The sequence below is a fragment of the Leptolinea tardivitalis genome (assembly GCF_001050275.1).
Taxonomy (GTDB): Bacteria; Chloroflexota; Anaerolineae; order Anaerolineales; family Anaerolineaceae; genus Leptolinea; species Leptolinea tardivitalis.
Map to the genome: position 1 here is coordinate 407058 of NZ_BBYA01000010.1, position 13074 is coordinate 420131.

The window sequence follows — 13074 nt, forward strand, 5'->3', positions numbered from 1 at the left end:
ACATGCAAGACGCATTTTATCAGGTGAATGTGAGAAACGCAAGTAAATCTGATTGACCTGCAGCGCATCTACCGTCGGGCAAAACGGCGGTTGAAAATAATAATCCCAAGAACAAAGAAGAGCAATGACAATACCGTCATACATAATGTGCGAAAGGCAATCTCTGAAAAACCCGCCCCGCTGACCAGCGACTGCCGCAGGATCATCATGCCATGTGTGGCAGGGATCAGGTCAAAAATACCCATCTGATGACCGCTTATAGTAAGTAAGGTGGATGAATTGAAGGGGAAGAATGCCCCGGAGAGGAATACCTGTACCATCGAAAAGACGCTGCCCGTGTTGACCGCCTCGCTGTCATTATGGATCAGGCAGGCTGTGAGAAGGCCCAGGCCAATGGAGCCAAAACTCAGGATCAGGCAAATGAGCATGGCCAGCCAGAAAGATCCCTGTGTATGAAAGCCAAGCAGTTTTGCCATGGCCAGCATCAAAACCATCTGAATCGCCGCCGCAGTCAGTTGAGCCAGGCTGATGCCGGTAAACCATTCGGCTGTTGTGAGCGGTGACATTTGCAGCAGTTTGATGGTGCCGGTACGGATTTCCCGTCCAATCAACATGGCTGTCTGCGGGATCAACAACAGAATGGCCATGATCATGACACCGGGAGCAAAGGCATCAAAGTCTGTCTGGGGAATATGCAGGGTCAGGTTATCCGTTTTCATCTGAAGTATCGGATGAAGTCCTTCACGATGTTCCTGAACCGGGTTTAAAACAGCTTCCAGATAGCCGCTGGCATTAATGAAAGCCATGCTGCTTGCATCACCTTTCACGGTTCGTACCAGTTTTCCGGTGGAATCCTGTGAAAATATCACAAACACGGCAGCCCCTTTGTTTCGCAATTCGGCATCGGCTTTCTCGGGATCAATGGTCATTGTGATGTTGAACATCGGCCGGCCATCGGAATATTGGCTGCTTTTCAAAGCCTGGATATCCTCCGATGCCAGTCCATTTGACCGATCCATCACTAATACCGTGTAAGTGACAAGTCGTGGATTTTGCCCGTATCCAAAGGCCATCACCAGCATCATGGCCGCCGGCATCAGAATCGTCAATAAAAGCAATTGCGGTTCGCGGATGATTTCAAGCAGGTATTTTCGGGAGACTTGAAGGATTTTCATTCCCGCAGCCTCCGTCCGGTCAACTGGATGAAGACATCTTCCAGTGTATTGGCATGAATATTGACTTCACCCGGTTTGAACCCGGCTTTCTGCAGTAATTCCAGAATTTCAGCCAGATTCCCAACAGCATTCAACGCCCTGATCTTCAATAAATGTGTTTCAGGGTCAAGATGAACATCACGTGTTATGGATGCCAATGCCGCCCGGGCAGATTCAGGATCCTGTACACCATTCTCCAATCGGACTTCCACCAGGTCGCCTTCGCCCAGGCTCTGTTTCAATCGCTCCGGGGTATCCAGAACCAGCAATTCTCCGTGATCAATGATGGCCACCCGGTCAGCCACACGCTCGGCCTCATCCATATTGTGGGTGGTGACGATCACTGTCTTTCTACGCGCCAGGCTCTGGATATATTCGCGCACCTTGACCCGGCTTTGCGGGTCAAGACCGGCTTCGGGCTCGTCTAATACGACAATATCCGGGTCATGCACCAGTGCCATAGCCAGGTTGAGCCTTCGCTGCATACCTCCCGAAAGGGTTCGGGCAAGACTTTTACTTTTTTCTTCCAACCCCAGGTCTTTCAGGAGTTTTTCTCCGGCTTTCCGTGCCGCCTGACCGGACATACCGTACATCTGACCGATGAATACCAGTTGTTCCATGCAGGTCAGACGCTCCCACAGCACAATATTTTGCGGACACATCCCCACGATCCGACGGATATCTTTATTGCCATTAATAATGGGATGCCCTTTCACCAGAACCTGACCAGAGGTAGGTTGAAGCAGCCCGCAAATCATATTAATCGAGGTAGTTTTTCCGGCACCATTGGGACCCAGGAACCCAAAAACTTCACCTTCCATCACCTGAAGGGTTAATTTGTTTACCGCTGTGAACTGACCGAAATGTTTGGTCAAATCACGAGTTTCCAGAACAATATTTGACATTCGAAATTACTCCATTTAGCTACAGGGACCGGTTCAGTCTGAAATGTTGGAACAACCGGATACCCAGAATGAATAAAATCAAAGATTCCACGACCATCCATACAAGGTTCATCCAGACAGCCCCAAAACCATCCCCGTAAATCATGATCCGCCGGATGGCATCGGTGGCAAAGGTAGTCGGCATCAGGTCGGCAAAGTAGATAGTCTTTCCCAGAATGTCAAAGAGCGGCATGGGCGGCATGGGATACATGGCGCCGGAGAAGAAGACCAGCGGCAGAATAAACAACATAGAAAGATTGGCCGCTTCACCGTCGCTTTTTGAAAAACAAGCCGTGATCATTCCACAGCCAGTGGATGCCAGATTGATAACCAGTGCGAACACACCCAAAAGTAGATATGAACCGGCCGTCTGCAGGCCGCAACACCAGGCTACCAGCAGTGTTACCGCCGTTTGCGCCAGGCAGATGACCATCTGCGCCAATGTGATTCCGCCCAGTAGATCCAAACCCGAAACATTCGCCAGCCGCAGCCGTTGAAAGGCTCCTCCGATCACCTCGCGCACCAGAAGGATGGCGGTATACATCACTCCGAAGACAATGCCAAAGATAATTACACCGGGTACACCAAATTGAAAATCATTGAGGTTGCCGGTGCCGGTGACGTATTCGTAGGTAACCACCTGTTGCGGCTGTTGCCAGCCGGTTTTCTTTTCGATGAAATTACGCAACGGTTCCTCCAGCATCACCGAGAGGAAGGATGCCGTATCGGAATACGAATCCTTTATCACAGTCAGTTCCGGCAGATGGTTTACATCTGCTGACTGCAAGACCGACGAGAAGTCTGCCGGAATGATCAGCATCAAACCCGCCTTCCATTCGTTCAAGGTAGTACGAGCTTCAGCCGGATCATGTGTCTCTACTACCGTAAACAGGGGTGCCCCATCAAAGGTTTGATCCTGCAGATAGGCGATCAACTCCGATCCCATTAAACCTTTATCCTGGTTGTCTACCAGCATGATCAGGGTACTTCCCAGGTTCTTTCCTCCCCCGCCATACGCAAAAAAATACAGATACACGAGCAGACTGGGAAAAACCAGAAACAGGATCAAGAGCTGTGGATCTCTAAGGGCTTCTTTCAGGGTTTTCCCTGCAATGGTTATTGCTTTCAAGATTTCTTCTCCTCCATAATTCCATGCATTATCAAATCAATAAGTGCAGTATAAATCCGCTCGACTGGCATGCCGCCTTCGGTAAGCTGGTAATAATTCATCAATTGAGGAAAAATCAACCCGTCACCGATGGCAATTGTGACGGTATGCAGAATCCGTCCGACGGCCTCAATATCAATATCCTTTCTGACCACGCCATTCTTCACCGCCGCTGCCAGCATTTCCTCCACCATCTGACGCAACACAGAAGCAATTGGACGCACAACTGTTTCACCATAACGGGGATCACCGTGATAAGCCGCCGCACCGAAAAATCGAGCAAAACCGATCTGGTCTTTTGACCAGTTGATCCCTTCAGAAATGTACATGGGGAGGATCTGTTCCAGTGGAGCCTGAGTCATGTACGGACGATAGGCTTCGAAAAGCTGAACGGTAAACCGGGTGACCAGTTCAGTAGCAAAACTCAGCAGTCCATCCCGGTTGTTGAAATACTGGTACAGTGAACCGGTGGAAACCCCTGCGCGGGAGGCCACTTTCTTGATATTCAGATCCTGCGGCCCGGATTCTCCGGCTTCATCCAGAATGGCATTGATCACTGCCTGCTGGCGGTCTGGATCAAGCCGACGGAAAGTGCGCGTGACCAGTCCTTTCTTTTCGAGTTCAAAAATCACCGGCAAATAGTCAAATACGAACTCATCGCTCATAATATTCTCCTATATAGTTCATAGTATATGAACCATATATTCATTTGTCAAGGGATAGGATTTCCCTCTGATTCCAATTTTTCATAATGACATAGGAGAAGGTATACAATCAATGCAATACCGGTATGGGAGGTCTGTTTATGGAAATAGCCCTTGATATAGAAGGACAGAACGGTCTTAATTGGGATCTGTGGAAACAACTGGCCCGCCTGGCGGAAGACCTCGGGTTCGCCGCCCTGTACCGTTCTGACCATTTTGCCAGTAACCGCCGCCCGCCTGACCATGATGCACTTGAATTATGGGTATCACTCACCTGGCTGGCCTGTAATACTCATCGCATCCAGTTCGGCCCTTTGGTGACACCCATGTCATTCCGGCACCCGGCCATCACAGCGCGCATGGCGGCCAATGTAGATGATCTGAGCGGCGGACGTCTGCAGCTCGGTCTGGGGGCTGGTTGGGATGAACGGGAACACGCTGTGTGGGGGTTTGATCTTGGCGACCTGAAAACCCGATTTGACCGTTTCGAAGAAGGATTGGAACTGATTTATACGTTGTTCCACAGCGAAGATAAAGTCACCTATAACGGGAAGTATTTCAAAACCAATGAAGCCCAGCTGCTTCCCCGTCCGGCACGCAAAGGAGGACCGCACATTCTGGTGGGAGGCCGCGGCGGCAAGCGGACTACCATGCTGGCCGCCCGTTTTGCGGATGAATGGAACACCTACCGGGTGCCCGTGGATTCTATCCGGCTGTTGATGCAGGAACTGGATTCTGCGATGAAAAGCATCCACCGCGACCCGGCTTCCATCCGCCGGTCGGTGATGCTCAATATCATCATGGGAAAGACCGATCGCGATGTACAGATGAAACTGGGTGAAAAGACTCTGACGGAATGGCGGCAGGTGGGTGTGATCGGCACCCCGAACCAGGTGGCCGACCAGCTTGGCGAGTATGCTGCTCTGGGTCTAGATCGGGTGATGCTTGAGATTAATAATCCCGCCGACCTTGACCTGATTGAACAAATCGGGGTTTCCGTTCTACCGCAGATGAAATAAAAAGACCCCACATGGGGTCTTGAGCGGGCGATGGGACTCGAACCCACGACCTTCTCCTTGGCAAGGAGACATTCTACCAACTGAACCACGCCCGCATTTGTTGCAGGCGATATATTATCACGGTTGGAGACGGATGTCAATCATTTTTTTTCTTCATCACCGGTAAATTTCAGGCGGAAGCCCGAAGAATTTCACAACCAGAAGAACTTTTTATCGTGTAATCAGGCGTACAGGCCGGGATAACCAGGCTGTCATATTGTGCCAGGTCGAATGACCAACCCTCTCCGGCGATCTCTGATTCACCGCAGATCACTGTCAATATATGGAAAGTGGTTCCGTCCAGTTCTGTGTAAACCGGGTTATTTCCTGTGACGATCTTTTCCAATTGGAAATAATCACAGGAGAGGATTTTATGCGCCGCTTCCCCCGTGGGAGAAGCCTGAACAGCCGCATGCCTGTCTGGATTAATCACACGGATAGATTGGTCAATATGCAACTTGCGGCCTTCACTGGCCGGGCGGTTCCAGTCAAACACACGGTAGGTAATATCAGAACTTTCCTGAACTTCATAAACCAGCAGACCAGGTCCCAGAGCATGTATCGTTCCGGCGGGTATAAGCACATAATCGCCTTTTTTCACCGAAATACGGTCTGTATTATTAAGAATCGTTCCATTCTGCACCGAATTTTCTATCTCTGTCTTTGAAACACCTTCTTTGATGCCGCAGAGGATTTCAGCTTTTTTTTCTACATCCAAAAAATACCAGGCTTCGGTTTTTCCAAACTGTCCTTTGCCTTCCATGACTTCCGCCTGCCGGTCATCTGGATGCACTTGAAGAGAGAGCCATTGATTACAATCCAGCAGCTTCACCAGGATGGGGAACCGTGATCCTATTCGTGCGGTCACCTTTGAGCCAAGCAGATTGACACCATACTCTTTGACTAATTCTGACAGAGTCAAGCCGGTGTGGGGACCGGAGGTAACCGCATTGGTTTCATATACAGCCCAGACTTCGGCAGTGGGGACATGCCCGGGGCGCAGTTTGCTTCCGCCCCACACATAGTCGCGGTATTGCCGGTCAAGGGTGAACGGGATGAGAGAGGAATCCAGTTTCTGCATAATATAATCTTAGCGGGTAATGGCCAGGGCAATCGCTCCCATCACGCCCGCCTGATTTCCCAGAGCCGGAGGAACAATCAACCTGTCAATATTTTCCAGAACTTGCGGTGATTTTACATAGCCGTTGATTTGTTTCTGTACATTCTTCCGGACTTTATCAATCAACCCGATATGCTGGGGAACACCTCCGCCCAGAATGATCCGTCTGGGTGAAAAATTTAGAAGTAGATTTGAAACCATAAATCCAATATACCAGGCTTCAAGGTCCCAGCCGGGATGGTCATCGGGCAGTGTTTCAGCAGCCTGACCCCAACGTTTGGCCATAGACGGACCGGAAGCCAGTCCTTCCATACAATCGCCGTGATACGGGCACACGCCAGGGAAGGGATCAATTTTAAGATCGTGCGGAATGAACATATGGCCTGCTTCGGGATGGATCAGGCCGTGCAGAGTTTTGCCATTCACGATGCCGCCGACTCCGATGCCAGTTCCCACCGTAATATAGAGCAAAGGATCAAGTTCACGATTCTCGGGTATCCAGTAATACTCACCCTGTGCTGCGGCATTGACATCGGTATCGAAAGCGCAGGTCACCCCCAGACCGCGTTGAATGGAACCCAGTAAATCTGCCTGAGCCCAGCCCGGTTTCGGGGTGGTGGTGATATAGCCGTAGGTTTTTGATTTTTCATTCAAATCCACTGGCCCAAACGATGCAATTCCGATGGAATCAACCTGCTTTGATTCAACAAATGGACGGAAAAATTCAATGGTTTTTCCGATGGTTTCTTCCGGTCTGGTGGTCGGGAACCTTTCCTGTGCCAGAATCTCACCGGGTCCGGCTGCCACAATGCAGACGAATTTTGTGCCTCCGGCTTCCACACCACCATAGAACTTTTTCATGTAAATCCTCAATACTCAGGTTTCTTTTGGAAAACGATGTCTTCCATGGGGAATCGATCAAAAAGCATTGCTTTGTGTGCTTTAATTCTAAACCGAAAGTAATAAACGGGGTAAAAATCTTGGGGATATTTCCCTTCATCAGAGCATGGCCAGCATTACCTTAATGCCCTGTTTGGCCATCTCCAGCCGTGACTTCGCTGGCATCGATTCATCGGTGATCAGTTTGTTGACAATGGAAAGACTTGCCACCTGGGCGACAGATTCCTGTTCAAAAATGGTGTAATCGGCCAGCAGAATCACCTCTCGGGCTGCATGAATCATAGCCTGTTTAATAGTCACTTCTGAAATGTTAGTGTGAGACAGGCCAAAATCCTGGCTGATTCCGCTGACACTCAAAAAAAGTTTATCCGCCCGTAGTTCTCGCAGGGCACCTTCTGCCGTCGGACCAACCAGCACCTGGCTACTCCGCCGGAGGGCACCTCCAGTGGAAATCAATTGGATTTGTGGATCTGGTTCCAGGGAGCTGAAAACCGAAGTTGAATTGGTGATCACTGTGAGGTCCGGCTTTCCGAGCAGCTCCTTAGCCAGGTAACCGGCGATCGGGCCGCCATCAATGATTAGAACATCACCGGCCTGGACCTGTTCAGCCGCCAGATGGGCAATAGCCCGACGTCTGGCTTCGATTTCTTCCACCACTTCTTTTTCAGCATCGATAATTTCAAGTGTTATGTTATACGATCGGGCATACTCCAGCATGAATTGCATCAGACTTCGATACCAGTCATGTTTGCTGAATGGAACGATGAATCCAATTCGCTTGGGAAGTGATTCGGGCAGCCGGTTTATGGATGGCTTGATTTTCAATGGAATTTCGAACCGGCTGTTGATCACATCCCAACGCAAACTCCAACCGGTCGACGTCTGCGAGTAGATCTCTTCAATATTGGCGGCTGTCAAAATTGTAAATGGTGTGACCAAGTGCGCTGGTAAGGGCTTCTGATTAAAAGCGGCGATGGCTGCTTCAATGCAAACTGGAGCGGAAATTTCGGGGAACATGGCCAGGCCGCCCTTGCAATATGTTCCTTCAGCCAAAGCGGTGCGCATGGTATCGCCTTCCAGACCAAACGTCAACACTGTCATTTTTTGTGGATCAATGGCCAGATCACGGCAGGCCTGAATGGCTCCCCAGGCAGTGGCATCATTTATTCCAAAGATCATATTGACATGAGAATGTACCGTCAGTGCATCACGGGCCAATTGATAGGACGTTCGTGTACTTGACTGGGCATTAATGGAAAGCACAAGATTGGCCTGCGGACAGACAGAATGCAATCCGTCCATGAACGCACGGCTCCGTACCTGAGTGTTGGGTAGACTGTATGTCAGATCAAGCACATGAAGCTGTCCATTAAATCGGGGGCCGAATTCCAAACCAGCCCATTTGCCCAGTTCGAATCCAGCTTTGTAGTTATCAACGGCAACCACACTGGCCTGTCTTTCCAGGGAGGCTGATTCGGCAATAATGGGAATGTTCATTCTGCTGGCCCGATCAAGGAGCAGATCATCCACGCGTCGTTCGAGCGAGCTGGTGATGATGACATCCACCCGATTGGCCAGCAACTCATCCACTGTTTCAACAGGCTGGTTCGGCAGATTCTCATTCATCTGCCTGGTTGGCCGATTGATGGGTGCCGCGCCGCCATATGTACGTTGCAACCGACCCGCTTCATCCAAAATCTGCAAGTCTCGGCGGATGGTCATTTCTGAAACCTGAAAGTAATCACTCAGATCGCGTACTGAAAGGAAGCCGCGTTTATCTACCAATTGTGTAATTTGTTCAAGGCGATCGTGGGCAGTCATGTTCGTCCTCCCCTTAAGGGGATAATCATATCATGTAGAACAAATCTATCGGAAAAAATTCAACAAAAATGCAATGTTCTACTTCAATCGATTATAGTGATAGTCATGTGCGATGTCAATAATATTTAAGACGTTATGTACATTTTATAACATTTATCTTGACATTCATTTTTATTTTATGCTAATATATGAACATCTTTTTACCCCATGTTTGACTTTTATCATCCGTGTATCTCATACAAGAATTCTTTCTGGGGGAATCAGAGTATACGTCCGGAAAGGAGGTTTCACCAGAAATACCAAGAGGAAGAATATTTTTTGGAAATTTCAACCTGTTGTTTTTGAATTTCAAAACTTCGAATACTGAAGGAGAAGAAATACCAATGAGAACGAAACGGTTGTTATCCATTTTCGGCATCGTAATGATCGCCGCCATGCTGCTGGGTGCATGCGCCCCTGCTGCTACCCCTGCTCCAACTGCTGCACCGACTGAAGCGCCCAAACAGGCCGAAGCTTCGTCTCCTGCTGCTCCTGCCGCTGCGGGCGGTCCTATAACCATCAAGAAACCCATGGAAGCCAAAGATATTGTTGTAGCAGGCGTCGTCTTCCAGGATGACCAGTTCATGAAATCCATGGTCCAAGGTTTCCAGGATGCCGGCAAGAAATTAGGCGTCAAACAGGTCATCATCGGCAACTCCAGCAACGACCAGGCCAAGGAAACCGAACTCATCAACACTTACATCTCCCAGGGCGTGAATGGTATCGCTATCGCCCCCCTGAGCCCCACTGTCTCCATGGCCGCCCTCAAAGAGGCCAATGACAAGGGTGTGGCTGTAGCCCTCACCAACTCCGGCGGCTTCACTAACGTAGCCTTCATCACCGGCGGTTACATGAGCGACAATACCGCCAACGGTAAAGCTATGGGCGATGCCGCTGCCAAATACATCAAAGACAACGGCCTCACCGGCACCATCCAGGTCGGCATCGTTGACTACGACCACCAGAAACCCGAGGAATCCAAACTCCGCTATGGCGGTTTTGAAGAAGGCCTGAAAGCCGCCGGTATTGATTACAAAGTCGTCGCCCACCAGTCCGCTGAAAAGCAAGATACCGCGCTGGCCGCCACCGCTGACATGATCACCGCCAACCCCGATATCCAGGTCATCTTCGCCTGCAATGAAGGCGGCTCCATCGGCGCGGCCATGGCTGTCAAACAGTCTGGCAAGAAAATCGCCGTCTTCGGTTACGATGGCTCCGACCAGATCACCAGCATGATCATCAACGGTGAAATGCAGGCTGCCGTTGCTCAGGACCCCTATGGACAGGGCGTCGCTGCCATGACTGACCTCGTCAACTACCTGATGGGCAAACCCGGTAACAGCGTCGGCAAACTGACCATCGCCCCCGGAATAACCCTCTCTGCTGCTGACAAGGCTGCCGTCAATGAATGGCGCAAATCTAACGGTTTGAAGGAATTGGAAATTCCGGCCGCCTCCGCCGCTCCTGCCGCTGCGGGCGGTCCTGTAACCATCAAGAAACCCATGGAAGCCAAAGATATTGTTGTAGCAGGCGTCGTCTTCCAGGATGACCAGTTCATGAAATCCATGGTCCAAGGTTTCCAGGATGCCGGCAAGAAATTAGGCGTCAAACAGGTCATCATCGGCAACTCCAGCAACGACCAGGCCAAGGAAACCGAACTCATCAACACTTACATCTCCCAGGGCGTGAATGGTATCGCTATCGCCCCCCTGAGCCCCACTGTCTCCATGGCCGCCCTCAAAGAGGCCAATGACAAGGGTGTGGCTGTAGCCCTCACCAACTCCGGCGGCTTCACTAACGTAGCCTTCATCACCGGCGGTTACATGAGCGACAATACCGCCAACGGTAAAGCTATGGGCGATGCCGCTGCCAAATACATCAAAGACAACGGCCTCACCGGCACCATCCAGGTCGGCATCGTTGACTACGACCACCAGAAACCCGAGGAATCCAAACTCCGCTATGGCGGTTTTGAAGAAGGCCTGAAAGCCGCCGGTATTGATTACAAAGTCGTCGCCCACCAGTCCGCTGAAAAGCAAGATACCGCGCTGGCCGCCACCGCTGACATGATCACCGCCAACCCCGATATCCAGGTCATCTTCGCCTGCAATGAAGGCGGCTCCATCGGCGCGGCCATGGCTGTCAAACAGTCTGGCAAGAAAATCGCCGTCTTCGGTTACGATGGCTCCGACCAGATCACCAGCATGATCATCAACGGTGAAATGCAGGCTGCCGTTGCTCAGGACCCCTATGGACAGGGCGTCGCTGCCATGACTGACCTCGTCAACTACCTGATGGGCAAACCCGGTAACAGCGTCGGCAAACTGACCATCGCCCCCGGAATAACCCTCTCTGCTGCCGACAAGGCTGCCGTCAATGAATGGCGCAAATCTAACGGTTTGAAGGAATTGGAAGTCAAGTAAACCAGGATTTTAATCCCCGGTAAATGTAATAAAGATGAAACAGGGAGACAGATTATTTCGTCTCCCTGTTTCAAAAGAAGTTACAGGGAATAGATATCGCTATAATGATTTGCGGATGATGGTCTTTTTCTTTCTGAACTTGGTATTTCCATTTGTTTCCGCAAATCTGTAATCCAATTATGGAGGTTGACAAGGTGAGCGATTTTAACATCAGAGCAGAGCACTTGACAAAAGACTACCCCGGAACCCGCGCCCTTGACGACATATCGATTTCTTTTCAAAGTGGAAAAGTTAACGCCCTGGTTGGCAAGAATGGATCAGGCAAATCAACCCTGGTAAAGATTTTCGCCGGGGCAATATCCTCCTCCTCCGGGGATATTTTCCTCAATGAGGAAAAGCTGACCTTTAATTCAACTTCCGAAGCGAATGCAAAAGGAATCGTTACTGTATATCAAGAGATGAGCCTGGTACCCGGCCTTTCTGTGGCGGAGAATATTTTTCTGGGCCGGCTTCCCAAAAAGAATTCCATCATCGATTGGAAAAAAGCCTACAAGATGGCCGGTGATCTTTTACAGAAGATGAAAGTGGATATTGATCCACACGAAACGGTAAAACGACTGAGTATGTGGCAAATGCAGGTCGTTGAGATCAGCAAGGCATTGAGTTTTAATCCCAAAGTCATCATGTTGGACGAACCCACCTCGGCTCTGGCACAGAACGAGGTGCAGAGCCTGTTTGACGCTGTTCGTGCCTTGCGTGACCAGGGGGTAGTGGTTATTTATGTGACCCATAAATTGCAGGAATTACCGCAGATTGCCGATACGGTTTCGGTTCTACGAGATGGCAAATTGATGGGAACCGTACAGATGAAAGAAGTGGAGCACAAAGACATCATTGACATGATGTTCGGAGAAGTCAAGGTTCAAAGCCGCCCGAGAGATATCGAAGTAAAAGATGAAATTATCATGGAAGTCAACGGACTGAGCCGCGAAGGCTGGTATCAGGACGTCCACTTCCAGTTGAAACGAGGTGAAGTGCTGGGCATTGCCGGTATGTTGGGTTCCGGACGCACCGAATTATTACGGGGGATTTTTGGTGCCGATCCAGTTGACGCCGGTGAAATCATTGTGGAAGGTAAAACCTATAAAAATGCCGGTTTGCGTGAAATGAAAAAGGCAGGAATTGGTTTAACCCCGGAAAACCGAAAACTTGAAGGACTGATCCTTATTCATTCTGTGTTGGATAACCTATGTTATGCCAGCATGAATCTGACATCACACTTCTTGTTTGAAGATAAACCTATGCGTAAGTTGTTTGCCAACAAGCAAGTCAGCGAATTGAAAATAAAAATCCCTGGAATCAATGTAACCGCCCAATCACTTTCAGGCGGCAACCAGCAGAAAGTGGTTGTTGGCAACTGGTTGAATACCAGTCCCAAGATTATGCTCTACGATGAACCAACCCGTGGGATTGATGTGAATGCCAAGCAGGAACTGTTTGCCATTATGTGGGCACAGGCTCGAAAAGGAATTTCTACGGTATTTGTTTCTACCGAGTTAGAAGAATTACTGGAAGTATGTCACCGTATCCTGATTATGCGTCATGGAAGAATCGTGGAAGAAGTCAATCCAGACCAAATCAATATCAATGAGCTTTACGAAATCTGCATGAGAGGAGAATAGC

At 49.8% G+C, this 13074-nt stretch carries 10 protein-coding genes and 1 tRNA gene; 3 read left to right on the forward strand and 8 right to left on the reverse strand.

The genetic code is table 11. The annotated features are described in order from the left end of the window. Positions 1-68: 68 nt before the first annotated feature. Genes LTAR_RS11375 through LTAR_RS11390 form a run of 4 tightly spaced genes read right to left on the reverse strand, consistent with a single transcriptional unit; the run spans position 69 to position 3991 of the window. Positions 69-1175, reverse strand: coding sequence for an ABC transporter permease (locus LTAR_RS11375; RefSeq protein WP_062422364.1), 1107 nt, complete (start codon positions 1173-1175; stop codon positions 69-71). Further along, positions 1172-2119: an ABC transporter ATP-binding protein gene (locus tag LTAR_RS11380; RefSeq protein WP_062422365.1), complete on the reverse strand. Its 948-nt coding sequence runs from the start codon at positions 2117-2119 to the stop codon at positions 1172-1174. Before LTAR_RS11380 ends, LTAR_RS11375 begins: the two co-directional genes overlap by 4 nt. A 19-nt stretch (positions 2120-2138) precedes the next feature. Then, entirely contained in the window at positions 2139-3287 is a 1149-nt protein-coding gene (locus LTAR_RS11385; RefSeq protein ID WP_062422366.1) for an ABC transporter permease, read from the reverse strand. Beyond that, positions 3284-3991 (reverse strand): TetR/AcrR family transcriptional regulator, encoded by a 708-nt coding sequence (locus LTAR_RS11390; RefSeq protein ID WP_062422367.1) that lies wholly within the window; start codon positions 3989-3991, stop codon positions 3284-3286. Before LTAR_RS11390 ends, LTAR_RS11385 begins: the two co-directional genes overlap by 4 nt. 140 nt (positions 3992-4131) lie before the next feature. Here LTAR_RS11390 and LTAR_RS11395 point away from each other — a divergent pair, with 140 nt between their 5' ends. Beyond that, positions 4132-5049, forward strand: coding sequence for a TIGR03560 family F420-dependent LLM class oxidoreductase (locus LTAR_RS11395; RefSeq protein ID WP_201775981.1), 918 nt, complete (start codon positions 4132-4134; stop codon positions 5047-5049). A 22-nt stretch (positions 5050-5071) separates the two neighbouring features. Here the strand turns inward: LTAR_RS11395 and LTAR_RS11400 are convergent. From LTAR_RS11400 to LTAR_RS11415, 4 genes are all read right to left on the reverse strand, one after another. Beyond that, positions 5072-5144 (reverse strand) — tRNA-Gly (locus LTAR_RS11400). Between the two features lie 74 nt (positions 5145-5218). After that, positions 5219-6169: a type I phosphomannose isomerase catalytic subunit gene (locus tag LTAR_RS11405; RefSeq protein ID WP_062422368.1), complete on the reverse strand. Its 951-nt coding sequence runs from the start codon at positions 6167-6169 to the stop codon at positions 5219-5221. Between the two features lie 9 nt (positions 6170-6178). Beyond that, positions 6179-7069: an ROK family protein gene (locus tag LTAR_RS11410; RefSeq protein ID WP_062422369.1), complete on the reverse strand. Its 891-nt coding sequence runs from the start codon at positions 7067-7069 to the stop codon at positions 6179-6181. A gap of 138 nt (positions 7070-7207) precedes the next feature. Continuing rightward, a complete protein-coding gene (locus tag LTAR_RS11415; RefSeq protein WP_062422370.1) occupies positions 7208-8929 on the reverse strand; it encodes a substrate-binding domain-containing protein in 1722 nt (573 codons plus the stop codon). A 383-nt stretch (positions 8930-9312) separates the two neighbouring features. Between LTAR_RS11415 and LTAR_RS11425 the strand changes: the two genes are divergently transcribed. Beyond that, entirely contained in the window at positions 9313-11391 is a 2079-nt protein-coding gene (locus LTAR_RS11425; RefSeq protein WP_081419953.1) for a sugar ABC transporter substrate-binding protein, read from the forward strand. Between the two features lie 194 nt (positions 11392-11585). After that, a complete protein-coding gene (locus LTAR_RS11430; RefSeq protein ID WP_201775982.1) occupies positions 11586-13073 on the forward strand; it encodes a sugar ABC transporter ATP-binding protein in 1488 nt (495 codons plus the stop codon). Position 13074 lies beyond the last annotated feature (1 nt).

Excerpts from the sequence above, each read along its gene's own strand:
- LTAR_RS11375 (WP_062422364.1), bottom strand. The coding sequence starts at position 1,175 with ATGAAAATCCTTCAAGTCTCCCGAAAATACCTGCTTGAAATCATCCGC.
- LTAR_RS11380 (WP_062422365.1), bottom strand. The coding sequence starts at position 2,119 with ATGTCAAATATTGTTCTGGAAACTCGTGATTTGACCAAACATTTCGGT.
- LTAR_RS11390 (WP_062422367.1), bottom strand. The coding sequence starts at position 3,991 with ATGAGCGATGAGTTCGTATTTGACTATTTGCCGGTGATTTTTGAACTC.
- LTAR_RS11395 (WP_201775981.1), top strand. The coding sequence starts at position 4,132 with ATGGAAATAGCCCTTGATATAGAAGGACAGAACGGTCTTAATTGGGAT.
- LTAR_RS11405 (WP_062422368.1), bottom strand. The coding sequence starts at position 6,169 with ATGCAGAAACTGGATTCCTCTCTCATCCCGTTCACCCTTGACCGGCAA.
- LTAR_RS11410 (WP_062422369.1), bottom strand. The coding sequence starts at position 7,069 with ATGAAAAAGTTCTATGGTGGTGTGGAAGCCGGAGGCACAAAATTCGTC.
- LTAR_RS11415 (WP_062422370.1), bottom strand. The coding sequence starts at position 8,929 with ATGACTGCCCACGATCGCCTTGAACAAATTACACAATTGGTAGATAAA.
- LTAR_RS11425 (WP_081419953.1), top strand. The coding sequence starts at position 9,313 with ATGAGAACGAAACGGTTGTTATCCATTTTCGGCATCGTAATGATCGCC.